The sequence below is a fragment of the Pseudomonas sp. NY15374 genome (assembly GCF_048068255.1).
GTDB classification, from domain to species: domain Bacteria; phylum Pseudomonadota; class Gammaproteobacteria; order Pseudomonadales; family Pseudomonadaceae; genus Aquipseudomonas; species Aquipseudomonas machongensis.
The window spans coordinates 33511-50146 of record NZ_JBLUPZ010000005.1; the positions used below are offsets into that span (position 1 = coordinate 33511).

Here is a 16636-nt window from a genome sequence, read left to right on the forward strand (position 1 = left end):
GACACTTGGCCGGGCTTGAATTACTTGTAATGGCGCTGCCGAAGTACCTCAGAGCAACGTTTGGCAATAGTCAGAAAATGCCAGGAACCAATGAGCATCACGCCTAGGATGCCAAAAACAGCGAGACCCAATGATGTAACCCCGACTTGCTCTGTAGCGTGCAGGATTTCTGGCGCAACCTCTTGTACTTTCCATAGGTAGAAGCTGCCGACTAGAAAACTGGGCCCGCCTATCAGAGCTAGTGCCCAGCTATTGACCTCCGACCATGGCCGCTTGCTTTCATTTCGAATCAGCTGCATAGCTTTTTTGAACAGCGTCACTGGACCTCCAAACTCTGTAAAGTCATTCAGAGGCACAACGCTACTATGTCGCCCGCCGAGCCGGTTACTGGCTTTTCATCCACACTGGATACCTGGCCAGTCTCGCGCTACAGTTCGCGTTTTCAAGGGAGGAATACCCTATGAAGCTTGATAAGGAACTGGTGCGGGAGATATTGCTTGTAGTTGAGGCTCATGACGAAGCACATGGCTGGATGGAGTTAGCCATTGAAGGACGGACAGCCAAAGGGTCTCCTACCACGTCATGCTGCTGGATGAAGCAGGGTTTCTTTCGGGGATAAGTCTTGGCGGGATAAACCATTTCGAATGGCAGCCGAAGCGATTGACTTACAAAGGGCACGAGTTTCTCGACACTGTTCGTGACCCCGAAGTATGGCGGAGAACGAAGGAGGGGGCCGAAAAGGCAGGTGTGGCCGGCCTTGGTGTGCTCTTAGAGCTTGGCAAGGCATATGGCAAGCAGTTGCTAAAAGAGCGCCTGGGCTTGGAGTTGTCCTTATAAACCGGCGAGCCCAGCCCCACGCTGGGCTTTTTGCTTCTGGTTGTGAGGCTGCGCGGTGTCGTGGCAAATTGACACTCTATGCGTGCAATCAGTACATTCGTCGCCCAATCAAGCGCCAGGGTCTTCGCCATGGCAAGCAGCAAATGGAGATTGCAAGTGGCCAAATTCATGTGGGTTGTCACTATCATCATGTCGCTGATCGGTGCGATCATCGGCTTCACTGGGATGCACGCGGCAACTAGCGCGCCGCAAGAGGCCGCCGCTGCGGCTATGGGTCTGGCATGGGCTGTCATCCCATACTGCATCGCCAAGGCGTTCACCGAGCTGCGGTCTCTGTGACACCTACACATCGACCGGAAGCCCAGTCCAACGCGGTTTTTTGGTCCTTCCTGTTGATGGTGATAGATTTCCCGCATCGATAGGGAGGGATTACATGCGGATTGTGATCGCTGCAGCGGCTTTGATGGTAATGGGGGGCTGCGCGAGTGTTAGGGATACCCGGAGTAACCCACCACAATTGGAGCTTCAGTCATCGAAGACTCCGATGGCAGTTGCGGAATGCATTCGCGATACCTGGCAGAACACAACAGTGCTGGGGGCGAGCATTGGCGGAGTTCTACAAACCTCCGGAAACCGCTATTCGGTATTGGCACCAGACGCTCAGTCACCGCTCCACTTGGTAGATATTATCCCGAGCGGAAAGGGGTCACTGGTCAAATACCACTTCTACCGGACCTGGCAGTCGCCGCTAGACCGCGTTACCGCTGGCGTCAAAGGCTGCACCTGATAGATTGGTCCTGCTACTCACAAACCACCTTCGGGTGGTTTTTTATTGTCTGGAGAAAATAATGGCGGCTCTTGCAATCGAATATCAGCCGGTTACCACGGTGGTGCTGTACGGAAAACTCAGGCAGTTCGGGCGGTCTTTCAGGCTGTCCGTGCGATCACCAGCGGAGGCGATCAAGGCGCTCTGCGTGCAGATTCCGGGATTTGAAAGGTTTCTCATAACGGCCAAAAGCGAAGGGGTTGAGTTCGCAGTCTTCCGAGGCTCAAGGAATCTCAAGAAAGAGGAGCTCTGCTTCGCCGGGGATGGGGAAATTCGTATTGCGCCCGTCGTCAGCGGTAGCAAGCGTGGAGGCCTGATCCAGACCATCATCGGTGTCGCGATTGTTGCTTTGGCATGGTGGAACCCCCTCGGATGGTCTGCGGCTACTGCGCTTGCAGTTGGTATGGGTGGCGGGTCAATGGCGCTCGGAGGCGTCATCCAGATGCTCAGCCCTCAAGCCAAAGGGCTATCCATGAGTGGCGCGCCCGAGAACCTACCCTCGTATGCCTTTGGCAGCGCCAAGAACACCACGGCCAGCGGTAACCCGGTACCGATCTGCATTGGGAAGCGCCGCTGGGGCGGGGCGATCATATCCGCATCGGTCTACGCCGAGGACAAGGCCTAGCTGTCATAGCGCATCACCATCAACCGCCTACGGGCGGTTTTTTATTGCCCGGAGGAAAGCATGGGCGCAGCACTCCTGCCGGAAGTCACCGGCGCCAAGGGCGGCGAGAAGAAGCCGAAGAACCCGGTCGAAGCACCGGACAGTCTACGATCGACGAACATCGCCAAGATCCTGCTGGCAGTGGGCGAGGGCGAGTTCGACGGTACGCCGACCGACCGCGATATCTACCTCGACAACACGCCGATCATGAATGCCAGCGGCAACGTGAATTTCCCCGGCGTGAAGTGGGAGTGGCGCCCAGGCTCGATCGAGCAGGACTACATCCAGGGTATTCCAGCGATCGAGAACGAGACGACGGTGAACGTCGAGCTCCGCAGCGACACGCCCTTCACGCGCACGCTGAGTAACCTGCAGCTCTCGCGGGTTCGTGTCCGGTTCTCATGGCAGCGCCTGGCCAGCCAGGACAGCAGCGGTAACACCAATGGTTACCGGATCGAGTACGCCATCGATGTTTCCACCGACGGTGGGGCGTTCGTGGAATCCCTGCGTTCAGCCGTGGACGGCAAGACCACCAATGGCTACCAGCGGTCCGAGTCTGTGAACCTACCTCCAGCCACCTCCGGCTGGGCCTTCCGTGTTCGCCGCATCACGCCTAACGCCAACAGCGGCACGATTGCTGATCAGATGGTGATCGCTGGCTACACCGAGATCATTGACCAGAAGCTGCGCTATCCGAACACCGCGCTGCTGTACATCGAGTTCAACGCCGAGCAGTTCCAGAACATCCCAGCGGTGACGGTCAACTGCAAGGCGCAGCGCTGGCCGGTACCGAGCAACTATGACCCGGAGACCCGAACCTACGCTGGCATCTGGGATGGCACCTTCAAACAGGCCTGGACCAACAACCCGGTATGGGCCACCTACGGCCTGTGTGTGAATGACCGCTTCGGCCTGGGCAAGCGAATCCAGCCATGGATGGTCGACAAGTGGGAGATGTACCGCATCGCCCAGTACTGCGACCAGCTGGTGCCGGACGGTTTGGGCGGCCAGGAGCCTCGCTACCTGTGCGACCTGAACCTCCAAGGGAAGGCAGAGGCCTGGACGCTGCTGCGCGACCTCTCGGCGATCTATCGGGGGATGGTCTATTGGGCGCAGGGCTCGCTGTACATGCAGGCCGACATGCCTCGCGCGCAGGACATTGACTACGTCTTCACTCGGTCGAACGTGATCGGCGGCGACTTCGTTTACGGCGGCGCGGGCCGCGACACGCACTACAGCCGCGCCCTGGTGAGCTACGACAACCCGGCAAACAACTACGACACGGACGTAATACCGGTCACCGACATTGCACTGCAGCGCCGCTACCGGGATCGCCCCGTTGAAATCTCCGCTATCGGCTGCACTCGTGCCAGCGAGGCCCAGCGCCGCGGCAAGTGGGCGCTGCTGAGCAACAACCAGGACCGCACGGTCTCGTTCAAGACCGGGATGGAAGGCGCAAACGTGTTGCCTGGTTTCGTCATCCCGGTTGCTGATGAGCTGGTCGCCGGGCGCCCGAATGGTGGCCGCATCTCTGCAGCCGCAGGCCGTGTCGTGACGTTGGATCGTGACACGCCTATCAAGGCCGGTGACCGCCTGATCATCAACTTGCCGAATGGTACCGCCCAGGGCAGGACGGTGCAGTCGGTGAGTGGTCGCGCTGTGACGGTGACCACTGCCTATGCCCTGCAGCCAGAGCCTGAACTGCAGTGGGCGATCGACTACGAAGACCTGGCCGTCCAGCTGTTCCGTGTGCTCAAGCGCGTGCGCACCACTGAGGGCGAGTACGAGTTCACCGCGCTGGAGTTCAACCCCACCAAGTTCGCAGCAATCGACACCGGCGCCAAGCTCGAGGAGCGGCCGATCAGCGTTATCCCTGTGACAACGGTGCCACCGCCGGCGAGCGTAACCCTGACCTCTGGCTACGCCGTCGACCAGGGCATTGCCGTCAGCACGATGACGATCGCATGGCCGGCAGTGGAGGGCGCGGTCGCATACGACGTGGAGTGGCGCAGGAACAACGGCAACTGGATTCGCCTGCAGCGAGTGGGCACCACGTCAGTGGACGTGACGGGCATCTACGCTGGCGCCTACCTTGCGCGTGTTCGGGCGGTGAGCGCGTTCGACATCACATCGCCTTGGTGCGACTCGATGTTGACCGAGTTGAAAGGAAAAGAAGGTGCGCCTCCAGCCTTGGCGTTCATGAATACAACGTCTGAGATATTTGCAATTCGGCTGAACTGGGGATTCCAGCCTGGTGCTGATGACACGGCTTACACCGAGATCCAGATGGCATCGGAGCCTACCGGACAGAACCCGCTTCCATTAGGGCAGTTCGCTTATCCGACGCCGACCTACCTGCACTCGGGCATGGCCGCGGCGGTGGTGCGTTACTTCCGAGGTCGTCTGGTAGACCGTACCGGCAACATCGGTCCGTGGTCGGATTGGGTCTATGGTCAGTCGAGCGCCGACTCGTCGGCTGTGCTCGAGTACCTGGACGGGAAGATCACCGAAAGCCACCTCGGCCAGCAGCTGCTCAGTGAAATCGGGAAGATCGGCGGGGACGGCCCCGGGTCGGTCAACGAGCGGTTCAAGGAGGGTGACAAGGCGCTGCAGGTCCAGATCGACTCCTTGTCGGCTCAGCTCGCTGACCTCGCTGGCGCTGAAGAGTGGAAGCAAGATCAGCCATACCTGGCCGGAACCCTGGTCAAGCACGACGGCAAGCTGTACCGGGCGAAAGTTGATGTACTAGCGGGAACCCCGGTGGGCGATTCCGGATTCTGGGAGTACCTGGGCGACTATGCGTCTCTTGGGGAAATGGTCACAGCTCTGGCGGTGCGCGTGGATGGCGTCGAGACCAGCGTAGAGGAGATCAATGGCGAGCTCACCGCCATGGCGAGCCGAATTCTCGGCGTAGAGGCGGCTGTCTCGCCCAAGATGGCAGGCGCGACCGAGGGCTGGCGCGCGGGCGAAACTGGCTCCCACGCTGGGGCTTGGTCGATCTACTCGGCGTTCGCGCAAGCAGACATGGCGATCGCCAAGCAGGTCGACGAGGTCAAGGCGCAGGTCGGCGGCAACTTGGCGCGAGTAGTTCGCACCGTGGAGACGCTCACAGACGACGTGTCCGCGCTGGCGCGTGACAACGATACCCTGACTGCACAGGTGGGCGACACCAAGGCGATGGTAGAGGATAACGCCGAGGCCCTGGTTGAACTGGATGGCGACATTCGCGCGACGCGCAACATCAAGGTTGGCGTTGACGTGAACGGCGTCTACTACGGCGCGGGGATGGGCGTTTCGGTCGAGAACACCCCGGAGGGAATGCAATCGATGATCGTCTTCCTGGCCAACCTGTTCTCCGTCATGCACCAGCCAGGAGGCACGCCGAAGTCAGTCTTCGCGATCAACAACGGCCAGGTGTTCATGAACAGCGCGATCATCAACCAAGCCGACATCATCAACCTGATCATCACTGGCGAGCTCAAGAGTGCGAATTACATTCCTGGCCAGCAAGGAATGAGGATCAACTTCGTCACGAATGAGTTTGAGATCAACGGGATTCGTCCTGGGCTCGGACGGATGAACATCACTCATCAGCTGCTGACGGTGTACGACACGGCGCGTATGCGGATGAGACTCGGTATCTGGGGGTGATATGCCTATAGGTTTGCAGACTTGGGACGCTGCTGGGAACTTGCGGCTGGATGCGACAACTCGCATCGGCCGCATCACCGCAACTTTTTCAACAGGTGGCGCAAATGGGTCAATTTCAGTTCCTTCCCTTGTGGCCGGAGGTGAACCATTTTTCTTCGTGGAGGACGACTCAGCTGATCTGACACTTGCCAATCCATATGCCTATCCAAACGTTTCGATATCGGGTGCCATCTTGTCGTGGGCATACGTGGACTTCAATAACCCACTGACTGGCCAGCCAGTGCCGAGAAGAAACGTCAGTATCTCAGTGGGAACTTACTGATGCCAGCAGGTGGAACCATCTGGTTTGATGACGGCGTTTTCCAAATAGACGCGGAGGTCCGAGTTGCGACTCTCGCGTTTCGAACGTCATATGCTGGACCCTTTACAGCAAATACCGGGCCGTTTGTGTCCGTTGGGTATTACTTTGATATTGCAGTTCCAAGCAATGTCAGAAGCTTGTTTTTTTCTTCTGACACCCCTGTTTTTGTTGCCCTCTGGTCGAAGGTTGGAACCACCTGGAGGTTTAAAGTCTCGGCGCAAGTAGCTCTACGCATATACGGCTTCGCTGATCAGGAAATCGTGCCTTCAACCTCGGGGTTGCAGTTCTTCAGCGAGGCAGGCGTTCTCACTTTCGACTCTGACAGCAACTTTCTACGGGTCAGCGGAATCTCCCGAAATGCCGGCCCAGGTACTTCTGTTCCGTGGCCGAGCACATCCCGAAGGTTTGCGGCTGGGCTTGGTCATTTCCCTAAACGTGGGGTTGGGGCTGCCCAGGCGGGTGTTCCCTATTGGGTGCAAATGTCATACGGGATCACGGTCGGCCCCAGTTCTTGCGCCGTGGGTGAGCTTCCCATTTCCTCAAGGCCCACGGGTGGCGGTGGTACTCCGCCACCACCGAACTCTCCACCAATGGCAGCCCCCACGATGATGATCGTGGACGTCACCAACTTCGACTGAATGAGGCTTCGATGGCACTTCAACAGGTAAATCTCGGCACGCCGCCCTCGGCCCTGGACGGTGATGATCCGCGCACCGCGTTCACGAGGATCAACAACAACTTCCAGTTCTTGGACACTATTGGGGTTTCTGCCCCCATCGGCCGACCAGTCCCTAACGATGATTGCAATCTGGCAATGACCGAAGGTTGGTGGAACGCGGCCAGCGGTTCAGCTGCCAACAGACCGCCGAACATGACTTTCATATTGATCCACGTCGTGACCGTTGGCGGCTACGTTGTCCAACACGCTGTGGATATGTTTTCTGGCCGTCGTGCGGGGCGGGCCTTTAACGTCGGAAACTCGACATGGAGCGTATGGGGGCGGGAAGTTTTCCTTACGGACCTCGGGACTGCTGCATTTGCTAATATCCTTGGGACCGTTTCGAGTTCTGGAGGCGTCCCGACCGGGGCAATAATGGAGGCCGGAAGCAATGCCAACGGGCGATACGTCAAATTTGCGGACGGGACAATGATCTGCACGTCAGCGGGTGTCAATATTCAAACGCCATCGTTTCCAGCAAATAGCGTATCCAACACATATGCCGTAAATCTTCCTGCAGCCTATGCATATGGTGTTTTCACGCCGTTCGCGCTGGTTGGCCCTAACGCGAGTAACGACCACTACGGCGTTACGAACTGCTACCCCTCCAGTGGCTCTCAATTCACCATAATCGTCCGCAACGGCGGAGTGGCGCAGAACTTTGTCGTTCGTTACATAACCATAGGACGATGGCTCTAATGATCATCACACTATATCCGACGCGAATGGATGAGACTCTGTTTCTGTCCAGGGACGGTGACGCATTGATTGTAAACGGCGAGGTCTTCGATCTATCACCTCTTGCCGATGGCGCAACCTTGCCGTGCGAAGCGATCGATTCAGATTGGTTCTGCGGTCCGGTAGAGAAGGTCGAAGGTGTCTTGACTGTAGCCCTGCGTCTTCCTTATGGCCCTAACGCACCCGAAGCTACCAAATTCCCGCAGCCGATCCGGGTCACTAACCATAACGGTCAAGTAGATTTGCCGCTGTACGGCACTCCGGCAGATTCAAGCCAAACTGAAGAATATCCTGTAGAGGTGGGAGTCACACGATGAGCAACATCGACTGGAGCAAGATGATAACCGCCGAAATGAAGGCAGATAAGGAAGCAGCAGATCGGCTTTCCTGGGTCGGGGGCGAAACATCTCGCCTGCGATCCATTGCTGATGCCACCATTGCTCCGCTGCAGGATGCAGTCGACCTCGAAGATGCAACCGAAGCGGAAGCGGCGTTGCTCAAGGAGTGGAAGCGGTACCGCATCGGGCTCAATCGTCTGCCTGATCAGCCTGGGTACCCCGCAACAATCGACTGGCCAGTGCCGCCCGCATAAATCTACACATCCGACAGACAACCGCCGCATGGCGGTATTTTTTCGCCTGGAGAACCCGAATGCCGATCACTGAGCAGCAGCTGCTGCAGATACTCCCAAATGCCCGCCCAGTCGCGGGCATTTTTGTGCCCGCACTGAACCGCGCGATGCAGCGCTGGAAGATCGATAGCCGCCTGCGCATCGCTTCCTTCCTCGCCCAGGTAGGCCACGAGTCTGGCCAGCTGCGCAACCTGGTGGAGAGCCTGAACTACCGCGCCGATCGTATTCGTCAGATTGGACAGGCATCTCCTGCTGGCAGCCGCTGGCGATCCCTTGTGCCGCGGGCGGACGAACTGGGCGGAAAGCCTGAGCGCCTGGGCAATGCCGTATACGGCGGCCGGATGGGCAACGGTCCTGAGTCGTCCGGCGATGGCTGGCGATTCCGCGGTCGCGGCCTGATCCAGCTGACCGGTCGCGACAACTACCGCGCCGCTGGCCAGGCCCTGGGTCTGCCCCTGCTCGAACAACCTGAGCTGCTCGAGCAGCCCGAGCACGCTGCGCAGTCGGCAGCCTGGTGGTGGTCACAGCGCGGCCTGAACGATCTGGCCGACGCCGCCCGCATCAGCGATATCGGCAGCATTATCAACACCGGTCAGCCTGGGCGCGTGCCGCATGGCGCAGCTGAGCGGAAAGCGCTTTATGACCTGGCTGTGCGGGTGCTGGCATGAACGCTTGGCTGATTCGCCTCGCCGGCGCCGGCCTGCTGATCCTGCTCGGCATTGCCGTCGGCACCTGGGCAACCACAAACCACTTCCGGCCGCTGCTGGATACTGAGCAGGACCAGGCCGCCCAGTGCGCCGCGGAGCGCGACAACTTGGCCGGCCTGGCGCAGGAGCAGGGCAAGGCCCTGGGCGACCTGACACTGGCCGCTAACGAGCGCCAGGCCAGGGCAGAGAAAGCGGTGAGTGAGGCTATGGCCAGCGCCCAGGACGACTACGCGGCGGCGAACCGCCTGCAGCAGGAGCGCACCGGTGGCGATCAGTGTGCCGCCGCTTCCTCGATCATCGACAAGGAGCTTGGCTTATGATGCTGGTGGGCAACTGGCGATTCCGCGGGTGTGAGATTGGCTTTTTCCAGGCTGTAAGCCAGGTAATCCGTGGCCTTGCCTCTGGGAGCGGGATGGTGGGTGTCCTGGCTCTAGCCGGGTGCGCTAGCCACACTGAGCCGCAGGTGCAGTACGTGCGCGTCGAGGTGCCCGTGCAGGTGCCGTGCCGCGCGCCTGATGTTGCCGTGCCGCCGTGGGCGGCTGCCGGCCTGCGTAAGTCCGATAGCCTGGAAGTGAAGGTGCGTGCGCTACTGGCTGAGCGCCGCCAGCGTGTCGGGTACGAGAGCCTGCTGGGGGCGGCGGTGAATGCCTGCAATTAGGCTAAAACACTATTTCCTGAGTGATGGTCATATGATATCAAGGCTATTCACTATAGGAGATCTGACATGGCAGTTCGTTTTTTTACGCAGACCCCAGCGGCACTACTCAAAGCCTTTGACGGGAAGATTGACCAAGAAGAGCGTGAGGGCTCTATTACTACTTGGGAAAGAACCCATCAGGGCTTCTATACGCACAAGTCTCGCTGGGGTAAGAAAGCATACTTCAAAGCCAATCCTAAGTATGAGGACAGGCTCGTGTTCAACGTCGTTCCGCCTGCAGGGGAGGTGGTAGATCCTGAGGTGTACTCTTTCTACCACGGGCACCTGATCGAGACATTTCTGAATCACTTCTCCGAAAAATTCACTGTTGGTGCAGCGACCGCGAAACCAACCGATCAAGACAGGCTTAGATCCAAGACGGCCTGATTACAAAGCCCGAATAGCCGGCCTGGCCTGTGAAGCGTCCTATAATGGCCTGACAAAGCCATCGGGGTAGGTCAGTGAAGCGAACGCTTGAAGGAATGGTCGCCGCCGGTGAAGAGTTGCTTCGCCAGGCGCTCGACGCCAATCGACGCCTACAGCAGGCCGTGGCTGATGGTGAGCCCCCCGAGGATGTCGAGCGGCACCGAGTATTGGCCGATCGGCTTTACCGCCAGGTGACTGAGCATCAGCTCATCGCTACCGGCAAGGCGCCTCATATCATCCACTGATCGCCAGGGAGGCGAGCATGAAAGACAAGCGCGAAGTCGTGATGCCAGACCATCAGGTCTACAAGGATGTCGAGGAGGCTATGAGGCGCCATCTTGAGGCACAAGAGGCTGGATTGCCTGCGCAGGAAGTGGAGCGCTTGCGGCTGATATTGGAATCGCAGATCAAGGCGGCTCATGAGTACCACTCAGATGCCATGGGGCGAGCGCCGCTGAGTCGTCACTGAGGCGCTATCAGCTCAGGCCCCTGGTTCCGCACGTTCCCTACGGCTGTGCTGACCTTGTACCACTCGAATGCCTCGGCTGGTTCCCCCAGGTTCAGCACCATCTGTTCTGCGTGCTCGCTGGGCATCCCGGCTGCAATCCACTCTCGCGCCAGTTCCGGCTCCAGCACCACTGGCCGGCGGTCGTGCACGTCAACAAGCCCGCCCTGGGCGTCGGCTGTGATGATAACGAAGCCGTCGTGCTCGTTGCCGGTGAATTGACCGATGCTGGCGCATAGCGCTGGCTGGCCGTCCCGCCGCCGGATGTAGTACGGCTGCTTCTTTGGGCCACCCTCATCAACCCACTCGTACCAGCCGTCGATAGGCGTAATAGCCCGATGCGGCCAGATGGCCCGGAAGAACGGGCCGTGAGCGACCTTCTCGACGCGGGCATTGATTGGCGCGGCGCGATCGGTCGCCCAATGTGGTCGCCACCCCCACCTCACAAAGTCCGCCCGCGGGCCGTCCTCATCGACGCGCAGCACGGCAACGGGCGTAGTAGGCGCAACGTTGTACCGCAGCAGCGCCTGATCCCCGACGTTGTTTCTCCAGACATCCGGCATGCTGAGTACTTCAACGAAGTCGTGAATGCCTCTGTACTGGGTCAGCCGTCCACACATTTCCCGTCCCTCCTGCTCGAGCAAGCATAGTCCGCCAGGCGGTACTGGCGCGAGCTGCGAGTGCAATGCTCAAATACTGTATCGATATACAGTATTGGTGCCGTATGTACTTCCTCCTTGTTCGCCGCCGAGTGCGCGGCGTTGCGATCCCCAATGGACAGCTCACGAAGATCCAGCCGATTCGCGCTGACGTTCACATCGAGTACGGACACAGTTCAGTGCTCGGACGGCAGTGCCTGGGCGCATGGGTATTCAACCCAACCCCAGGTCCTGACGTTATCCCGCGGCTACACGACGCGTGCGTGACCGGGATGGCTCAAGGCGGAATGAACGTCACGGGTGTTGAGGAGGTGGATGGCGTGCTCTATGCGCAATCGTGGTGGTGTCGTGCGCAGTAGCGCGGCGGGAATCCCGCAGCCCTGGATGGATGCGCTCAACGACCAGATGGCGATGATCACCGATCCAGACGGGCGCTCTGCGGTGATGACCGAAATGGCCATTTCAGCGCATCGCCGACAGGTCGTTGATGCTGGTGCGCTGGTCGAGATGCTGGAGCTCGCCGAGGCGGCCAGACTATGGGCTCATGCTGAGCGTGAAGCGGAGTGAGAGTGACGCCAGCCAGGACGGCTGACGGGGTGGCAGAACGCCAAAGAAAGGGGTGAAAATCGGTTCCAAAACTGAAACGGCGACCTTTATAGAATGCGGGCTGTAGCCGAGCCATTTCGCCTTTGTTTTGGAATCGATTTTGGTGTTTGCGCCCCATGATTAGGGCACTTGTACCACGGTCTTGAAAACCGTCGATGGGCAACTATCCTAGAGTTCGAATCTCTACGCTTCCGCCACCAATTCTCATTAAAGCCCTGATTTTTCAGGGCTTTTTTGTGCCTAAGCGTTTTGGGTCCCCCATCTGGTCCCCCATTATTAGCGTCGCTTTCACTGGTTTACTGTGGATTGTGATGGACGTGCTGCCTAATGACTCACGTTAGGAAGGGGCGATCTATCGAAGGCAGCGTAGGTGGGAGATATGCTTGGCTATTGCTAGCAGCTATCGACCTGGCGCCTAAATATTGGAGCCGCTTCGCGTCCCGTCGCCGACAAGCGCGGCCCCAAAAGTTGGTGGCGTAGGTCTGGAGTCTGGTGACATTCCTGAGCATTACGACCCTGAATCCCACCTTTTCCAGACTTTCTCACAGCTTTCACACTGTTGGTGCTGAACACAGCATCAGCGTAGGTGTCGAGCCATTACACTTGCCTCTGAAAAGGTGCATTGGTGGCCTTCCACCCGAGCGCTTCCTGGCTGAACATTTAACGCGGCGCTTGCGCGGGTCAGCTGTCGATCATCTGCGCGGCTTGCTGAGTTGCCTGACTTGTACGGGTTGCGAGTTTGCGCACCTCGTCGGCTACCACCGCAAAACCGCGCCCGGCTTCGCCTGCACGGGCGGCTTCGATGGCGGCGTTCAAGGCCAGCAGGTTGGTCTGGCTGGCGATGCCCTGGATGGTGGCGACGATGTGGGTCAATTTGCCTAAGGTTTCCTGCATCACCTGATGCTGTTGCGCCTGTGCCTCGCGGATGGTGCTTTCCTCATGCCGAGCATGAATATCAGTTATAGCCCCGACTACCCGCAACGGCGCGCCGTCCGCAGCCCTGCGGGTTTGCCCGCGACCGCGGAACCACCGGTAGGCGCCGTTTTGGTGACGAAGCCGGTACTCGACATCGAACGGGGTGTTGCCGCTGCGATCGTCGACATGGGCGACAAACGCCGCGATGGCGCGGGCACTGTCGTCGGGGTGCAGGCGTGAGGTCCAGCTTTCCAGGGTGTTGGGGAATTCTTCGACGGTGGTGCAGCCGAGCAGCCGGCGCATCTGCGACGACCACCAGATGGTGTTGCTCGGGTTAGCCGGGTCCCCGGCGACGACTTCGATGTCCCACAGGCCGTCGTGGAGCATCTCGCGGGAAATGTCAAAACGCTCGGCGGCCAGCTCCAGCTCCTGAATGTGCAGCTGTTGCTCATGGATGTCCCGCAGCGTACCCGCTGTGGCGATGGCAACGCCGTTGCCGTCACGCAGCGAACTGCCGCTGACCCGGCACCAGCGATAATCGCCGCCGGCGGTGAATTTCATGCGCAGGTCCAGCTCGAACCGTGTGCGGCCGCTGCGGTCGGCGAGGTGCCGGGCCAGTGCTTGCTGATGGGCGTGGCGATCAGCCGGATGCAGCTGGTCGTGCCACTGACCCAGCTCGGGCAGATGCGGTGCATGGATCGAGGCGGAGCCCGTCCAGTGCATCGCGCACGTTGGCGCAGGCATGCCTGTGGCAGTCAGATGCAGTTGCCAGAACAACGCATCCGCACCTTTGGTGACCAGCGTCCAGCGCGCTTGCGACTGCTGCGCACATTCGTCGCGATCAGCCAGGTGCTGTTGCAGTTGGCTCACCTGCGCGGCGAGTTCGCGAGCTTGCTCTTTGAGCGTGCGCCGCTCCTGGAGCAGCTGCTCGACGCCGGTGAGGATGCGCCGCAGCAGCGGGTTGCGCGACGACAGCGGCGTACTCGGCTGGTCGGGCTGGTCGAGGCGGTCGGCGAGGGGGGTCAGTATCCAGCGACTGGTGCGATTAAAAAACAGCATGGCTACATCTCCAACTAGATAGCGGCAGCAGCCGGTAATACCTGCGCCTGGCTGGTCGACAAGGCGAGGCTGTCAAAGCTGCTCGCCCAAGGCAGTGCTGGCCAGGCCGATGGCCCGGTAGCGATTTCGTCTGCGCTCAACAGGCAGTGATCGAGCTCGCGTTGTAACGTTGCGGTATCCAGGTCCTGGCCAATGAACACCAACTCTTGCCGGCAATCGCCGACGACGCTGTCCCACTTGGCCATGATCCCCTGCAGGCGGTACTTGTCCTGCGGCCACTGCGACGGGTCGATGAAGTGCCACCAATGGCCGACGTAGTCCCACTGGAACTGCTTGCCGCTTTGCACCAGCAGGCCGATTTCACGGTGGCGGCTTGCGAGCCAGAAGTAGCCTTTGCTGCGCAGCAGGCGGCCATTGCTCCACGGGCGGGAGAGAAATTCGAGCAGGCGTTGCGGGTGAAACGGGGCGCGCTCGCGATAGACCCACGAGGTCACGCCGTAGGTGTCCGACTCGGCGGTCGGAGTGTCGTCGGCGTCCATCTGCTTCATCCAACCGGGCGCGACCGCCAGGCTGGGCAGGTCGAACAGCTGGGTGCCGAGGATGCTTGACAGTTCCACATTGCCAGCCACCACCGGCAGAATCTGTGCCCGGGGATTGAGCCCGGCCAGCACCGCTCGCAGCGTCTGGTATTGCGCGTCCTCTATCAGGTCACACTTGTTCACTAGAATAACGTTGGCGTACTCGACCTGCTCGATCAGCAGGTCAGCCAACGGGCGCCGCGGCGCCGCGGCGTCGGCGCGCTCGACGGTTTCCGGCGAGTCGAGCAACGCCTGAAACTGGCTGGCATCAACCACGGTGACCAAGGTGTCCAGCCGCGCCAGTTCGCTGAGGCTGAAACCTTCGGTGTCGAGAAAGGCAAAGGTCTCGGCCACCGGCATCGGCTCGGAGATGCCGGTGGACTCGATCAGCAGATAATCAAAACGCTGCTGGCGCGCCAGCGCGCTGATCTGCTCGAGCAGGTCGGCGCGCAGGGTACAGCAGATGCAGCCGTTGCTCATCTCGATCAACTCGTCCTGGCCACGGTGCAGCGTTACATCACGTTGCACCTCGGCGGCGTCGATGTTGACCTCGCTCATGTCGTTGACGATCACCGCCACTTTCAAACCCTGGCGATTGCGCAGGATATGGTTGAGCAGGGTGGTCTTGCCCGCGCCGAGGAAGCCGGAAAGGACCGTCACCGGCAGTCGGCCTGCCTGGGCGCCGGCAGTCATGCGTGCACCGCTTGCGGGCTGTCGACCTTGTCCAGATAGCTCTCGAACAGGTCGACCACCACCAGGCCATCGTCGGCGGCATCGCCCCACAGGTCTTTTACCCGGAACTCGACGTGGTAAGTCGGTTGATGCGCTGCGCTGCGGTCGCCGTGGCCAATCGCATCCGGGAACGGCCACTGCGCAGTGGTGCGGTGCAGCACCACGCCTTGCTTGCCGCGCACATAGGCCGGCATGCGCACATGCCCGGCCACGTATTCATCACGCACGATGACCCGGTCGCCGACTTCAAATGGCGGGCGCCCGGTGATCGCCTCACGACCTTGGGCATGGGCCGGGTTGGCCAGCTTGAAGTGCGAGCCGAGGGCCTCATCCAGTTCGCCCTGGGTGATGACGCCGGTCTCGACCAGCAGGGTGGCGGTCGCGATGACATAGCGCTCGTAATACTCGGTGCCGACATGCTGGCGCACATCGATACGCTCCACGGCATGACGGATTTCGTCGACGCTGAACTTGCCCATGTGGTCGGCGCCAATGAACATCAGGCTATAGGCCAGGTGCTCCCAGTCCTGCTTGAACACCTGCTTGTAGCTGAGGCTGTTGATGCGGTGGGGCACTTTGCCAAAGCCCTGGAAACCGCCGAGATCGTGAAAGCCATCCATTTTGAACACTCCGCAAGGGTAAGGGGTTGGGCGTGTTGCTCAGCCAACACACGGCAGGGCGACGCCGATCAGCACGTCCTTGGTGACCAGTTGGCGTAGCTGCTCTTCGCTCATGTGCTCGGAGCCCGCTGGCCGCAGTGGCAGCACCAGGTAACGGCTTTCAGCGCTGGTGTCCCAGACCTTGATCACCACGTGTTCCGGCAACTCGGTGCCCAGCTCGCGCAATACCGTGCGCCCCTCCCGTACCAGCCGCGCGCGGAATTCGAAGCCCTTGTACCACTCGGGCGGCAGGCCCAGCACCGGCCAGTTGGTGCACGAACACAGGCTGCAGACGATCACGTTTTTCAGCGTTGGGGTGTCTTCCAGGGCAACGATGTATTCGCCCTGCGGCCCAGTGAAACCGAACTGCGCGCAGGCGGCGGTGCCGTCCTTGAGCAGCAGCTCGCGGAAGGCCGGATCGACCCAGGCCTTGGCGACAATGCGCGCGCCGTTGTCCGGGCTCCAGCCGTGTTCCATCAGCTGGGTGAGCTGCTCAATATAGCCTTCGGGGATCAGGTCCTTGTTCTTGAGCACTGCGTACAGTGCCCGCGCCCGCTCACCCGGGGTTGATGTTGCCGTCATGGGATTACTCCTCTCGTTCAGCGCGGTTGTTGAATGATGTTGCTGTTCTAGTTGTTGTGTTGCCGGGGCGTAGCGGCTGGCGCTT

At 60.0% G+C, this 16636-nt stretch carries 20 protein-coding genes and 2 pseudogenes; 14 read left to right on the plus strand and 8 right to left on the minus strand.

The window, feature by feature from the left end; genetic code table 11:
- Positions 1-20: 20 nt before the first annotated feature.
- Positions 21-320, minus strand: coding sequence for a hypothetical protein (locus tag ACNFHO_RS12820; protein WP_416766581.1), 300 nt, complete (start codon positions 318-320; stop codon positions 21-23).
- A gap of 262 nt (positions 321-582) precedes the next feature.
- Between ACNFHO_RS12820 and ACNFHO_RS12825 the strand changes: the two genes are divergently transcribed.
- From ACNFHO_RS12825 to ACNFHO_RS12875, 11 genes are all read left to right on the plus strand, one after another.
- Positions 583-837: a DUF2513 domain-containing protein gene (locus tag ACNFHO_RS12825; protein ID WP_416766582.1), complete on the plus strand. Its 255-nt coding sequence runs from the start codon at positions 583-585 to the stop codon at positions 835-837.
- Positions 838-966: 129 nt separating this feature from the next.
- Positions 967-1176, plus strand: coding sequence for a hypothetical protein (locus ACNFHO_RS12830; protein ID WP_416766583.1), 210 nt, complete (start codon positions 967-969; stop codon positions 1174-1176).
- Positions 1177-1685: 509 nt separating this feature from the next.
- The gene (locus tag ACNFHO_RS12835; protein WP_416766584.1) at positions 1686-2288 is read left to right on the plus strand and encodes a tail assembly protein; all 603 of its coding nucleotides are present in this window, start codon (positions 1686-1688) and stop codon (positions 2286-2288) included.
- Between the two features lie 60 nt (positions 2289-2348).
- Positions 2349-5978: a phage tail tip fiber protein gene (locus ACNFHO_RS12840; protein WP_416766585.1), complete on the plus strand. Its 3630-nt coding sequence runs from the start codon at positions 2349-2351 to the stop codon at positions 5976-5978.
- Positions 5979-6988: 1010 nt separating this feature from the next.
- Positions 6989-7756, plus strand: coding sequence for a hypothetical protein (locus ACNFHO_RS12845; protein ID WP_416766586.1), 768 nt, complete (start codon positions 6989-6991; stop codon positions 7754-7756).
- Positions 7756-8112, plus strand: a complete 357-nt coding sequence (locus tag ACNFHO_RS12850) for a hypothetical protein (protein WP_416766587.1) — start codon at positions 7756-7758, stop codon at positions 8110-8112. Before ACNFHO_RS12845 ends, ACNFHO_RS12850 begins: the two co-directional genes overlap by 1 nt.
- Entirely contained in the window at positions 8109-8387 is a 279-nt protein-coding gene (locus ACNFHO_RS12855; protein ID WP_416766588.1) for a tail fiber assembly protein, read from the plus strand. Before ACNFHO_RS12850 ends, ACNFHO_RS12855 begins: the two co-directional genes overlap by 4 nt.
- 59 nt (positions 8388-8446) lie before the next feature.
- On the plus strand, positions 8447-9094 hold the full coding sequence (locus ACNFHO_RS12860; protein ID WP_416766589.1) for a glycoside hydrolase family 19 protein: 648 nt from the start codon (positions 8447-8449) through the stop codon (positions 9092-9094).
- Complete coding sequence (locus tag ACNFHO_RS12865; protein WP_416766590.1) at positions 9091-9453, plus strand: hypothetical protein; 363 nt, start codon at positions 9091-9093, stop codon at positions 9451-9453. The genes ACNFHO_RS12860 and ACNFHO_RS12865 overlap by 4 nt, the downstream gene beginning before the upstream one ends.
- Positions 9454-9545: 92 nt before the next feature.
- Positions 9546-9791, plus strand: a complete 246-nt coding sequence (locus ACNFHO_RS12870; RefSeq protein WP_416766591.1) for a hypothetical protein — start codon at positions 9546-9548, stop codon at positions 9789-9791.
- Between the two features lie 66 nt (positions 9792-9857).
- Entirely contained in the window at positions 9858-10217 is a 360-nt protein-coding gene (locus ACNFHO_RS12875) for a hypothetical protein (protein ID WP_416766592.1), read from the plus strand.
- Positions 10218-10366: 149 nt separating this feature from the next.
- Here ACNFHO_RS12875 and ACNFHO_RS12880 read toward each other — a convergent pair whose 3' ends face one another.
- A complete protein-coding gene (locus ACNFHO_RS12880; RefSeq protein WP_416766593.1) occupies positions 10367-10489 on the minus strand; it encodes a hypothetical protein in 123 nt (40 codons plus the stop codon).
- Between the two features lie 29 nt (positions 10490-10518).
- On the opposite strand from ACNFHO_RS12880, the gene ACNFHO_RS12885 reads away from it, so the two are divergent.
- Positions 10519-10725 (plus strand): hypothetical protein, encoded by a 207-nt coding sequence (locus tag ACNFHO_RS12885; protein WP_186669005.1) that lies wholly within the window; start codon positions 10519-10521, stop codon positions 10723-10725.
- Here ACNFHO_RS12885 and ACNFHO_RS12890 read toward each other — a convergent pair.
- Positions 10719-11381 (minus strand): SOS response-associated peptidase, encoded by a 663-nt coding sequence (locus tag ACNFHO_RS12890; protein ID WP_416766692.1) that lies wholly within the window; start codon positions 11379-11381, stop codon positions 10719-10721. The two genes, ACNFHO_RS12885 and ACNFHO_RS12890, sit on opposite strands and share 7 nt — an antisense overlap.
- Positions 11382-11485: 104 nt before the next feature.
- Between ACNFHO_RS12890 and ACNFHO_RS12895 the strand changes: the two genes are divergently transcribed.
- A complete protein-coding gene (locus tag ACNFHO_RS12895) occupies positions 11486-11779 on the plus strand; it encodes a hypothetical protein (protein ID WP_416766594.1) in 294 nt (97 codons plus the stop codon).
- On the plus strand, positions 11748-11987 hold the full coding sequence (locus tag ACNFHO_RS12900; RefSeq protein ID WP_416766595.1) for a hypothetical protein: 240 nt from the start codon (positions 11748-11750) through the stop codon (positions 11985-11987). The genes ACNFHO_RS12895 and ACNFHO_RS12900 overlap by 32 nt, the downstream gene beginning before the upstream one ends.
- 729 nt (positions 11988-12716) lie before the next feature.
- On the opposite strand, the pseudogene ACNFHO_RS12905 reads toward ACNFHO_RS12900, so the two are convergent.
- From ACNFHO_RS12905 to nthA, 5 genes and pseudogenes are all read right to left on the minus strand, one after another.
- A pseudogene (locus ACNFHO_RS12905) lies at positions 12717-13007 on the minus strand (methyl-accepting chemotaxis protein); the annotation flags it as partial.
- Positions 12987-14000, minus strand: a pseudogene (locus ACNFHO_RS12910) (PAS domain-containing protein); the annotation flags it as partial. The pseudogenes ACNFHO_RS12905 and ACNFHO_RS12910, both read right to left, overlap by 21 nt.
- Positions 14001-14014: 14 nt before the next feature.
- Entirely contained in the window at positions 14015-15271 is a 1257-nt protein-coding gene (locus ACNFHO_RS12915; RefSeq protein WP_416766596.1) for a GTP-binding protein, read from the minus strand.
- Complete coding sequence (gene nthB, locus ACNFHO_RS12920) at positions 15268-15930, minus strand: nitrile hydratase subunit beta (protein ID WP_063544283.1); 663 nt, start codon at positions 15928-15930, stop codon at positions 15268-15270. Before nthB ends, ACNFHO_RS12915 begins: the two co-directional genes overlap by 4 nt.
- A gap of 39 nt (positions 15931-15969) precedes the next feature.
- Positions 15970-16551 carry a nitrile hydratase subunit alpha gene (nthA, locus tag ACNFHO_RS12925; RefSeq protein WP_063544285.1) on the minus strand — a complete coding sequence of 194 codons (582 nt, stop codon included), beginning with the start codon at positions 16549-16551 and terminating at the stop codon, positions 15970-15972.
- Positions 16552-16636: the final 85 nt, after the last annotated feature.

Excerpts from the sequence above, each read along its gene's own strand:
- ACNFHO_RS12825 (WP_416766582.1), top strand. The coding sequence starts at position 583 with ATGCTGCTGGATGAAGCAGGGTTTCTTTCGGGGATAAGTCTTGGCGGG.
- ACNFHO_RS12830 (WP_416766583.1), top strand. The coding sequence starts at position 967 with ATGGCAAGCAGCAAATGGAGATTGCAAGTGGCCAAATTCATGTGGGTT.
- ACNFHO_RS12835 (WP_416766584.1), top strand. The coding sequence starts at position 1,686 with ATGGCGGCTCTTGCAATCGAATATCAGCCGGTTACCACGGTGGTGCTG.
- ACNFHO_RS12840 (WP_416766585.1), top strand. The coding sequence starts at position 2,349 with ATGGGCGCAGCACTCCTGCCGGAAGTCACCGGCGCCAAGGGCGGCGAG.
- ACNFHO_RS12845 (WP_416766586.1), top strand. The coding sequence starts at position 6,989 with ATGGCACTTCAACAGGTAAATCTCGGCACGCCGCCCTCGGCCCTGGAC.
- ACNFHO_RS12850 (WP_416766587.1), top strand. The coding sequence starts at position 7,756 with ATGATCATCACACTATATCCGACGCGAATGGATGAGACTCTGTTTCTG.
- ACNFHO_RS12855 (WP_416766588.1), top strand. The coding sequence starts at position 8,109 with ATGAGCAACATCGACTGGAGCAAGATGATAACCGCCGAAATGAAGGCA.
- ACNFHO_RS12860 (WP_416766589.1), top strand. The coding sequence starts at position 8,447 with ATGCCGATCACTGAGCAGCAGCTGCTGCAGATACTCCCAAATGCCCGC.
- ACNFHO_RS12865 (WP_416766590.1), top strand. The coding sequence starts at position 9,091 with ATGAACGCTTGGCTGATTCGCCTCGCCGGCGCCGGCCTGCTGATCCTG.
- ACNFHO_RS12870 (WP_416766591.1), top strand. The coding sequence starts at position 9,546 with ATGGTGGGTGTCCTGGCTCTAGCCGGGTGCGCTAGCCACACTGAGCCG.
- ACNFHO_RS12875 (WP_416766592.1), top strand. The coding sequence starts at position 9,858 with ATGGCAGTTCGTTTTTTTACGCAGACCCCAGCGGCACTACTCAAAGCC.
- ACNFHO_RS12880 (WP_416766593.1), bottom strand. The coding sequence starts at position 10,489 with ATGAGGCGCCTTGCCGGTAGCGATGAGCTGATGCTCAGTCACCTGGCG.
- ACNFHO_RS12885 (WP_186669005.1), top strand. The coding sequence starts at position 10,519 with ATGAAAGACAAGCGCGAAGTCGTGATGCCAGACCATCAGGTCTACAAG.
- ACNFHO_RS12890 (WP_416766692.1), bottom strand. The coding sequence starts at position 11,381 with ATGTGTGGACGGCTGACCCAGTACAGAGGCATTCACGACTTCGTTGAA.
- ACNFHO_RS12895 (WP_416766594.1), top strand. The coding sequence starts at position 11,486 with ATGTACTTCCTCCTTGTTCGCCGCCGAGTGCGCGGCGTTGCGATCCCC.
- ACNFHO_RS12900 (WP_416766595.1), top strand. The coding sequence starts at position 11,748 with ATGCGCAATCGTGGTGGTGTCGTGCGCAGTAGCGCGGCGGGAATCCCG.
- ACNFHO_RS12915 (WP_416766596.1), bottom strand. The coding sequence starts at position 15,271 with ATGACTGCCGGCGCCCAGGCAGGCCGACTGCCGGTGACGGTCCTTTCC.
- nthB (WP_063544283.1), bottom strand. The coding sequence starts at position 15,930 with ATGGATGGCTTTCACGATCTCGGCGGTTTCCAGGGCTTTGGCAAAGTG.
- nthA (WP_063544285.1), bottom strand. The coding sequence starts at position 16,551 with ATGACGGCAACATCAACCCCGGGTGAGCGGGCGCGGGCACTGTACGCA.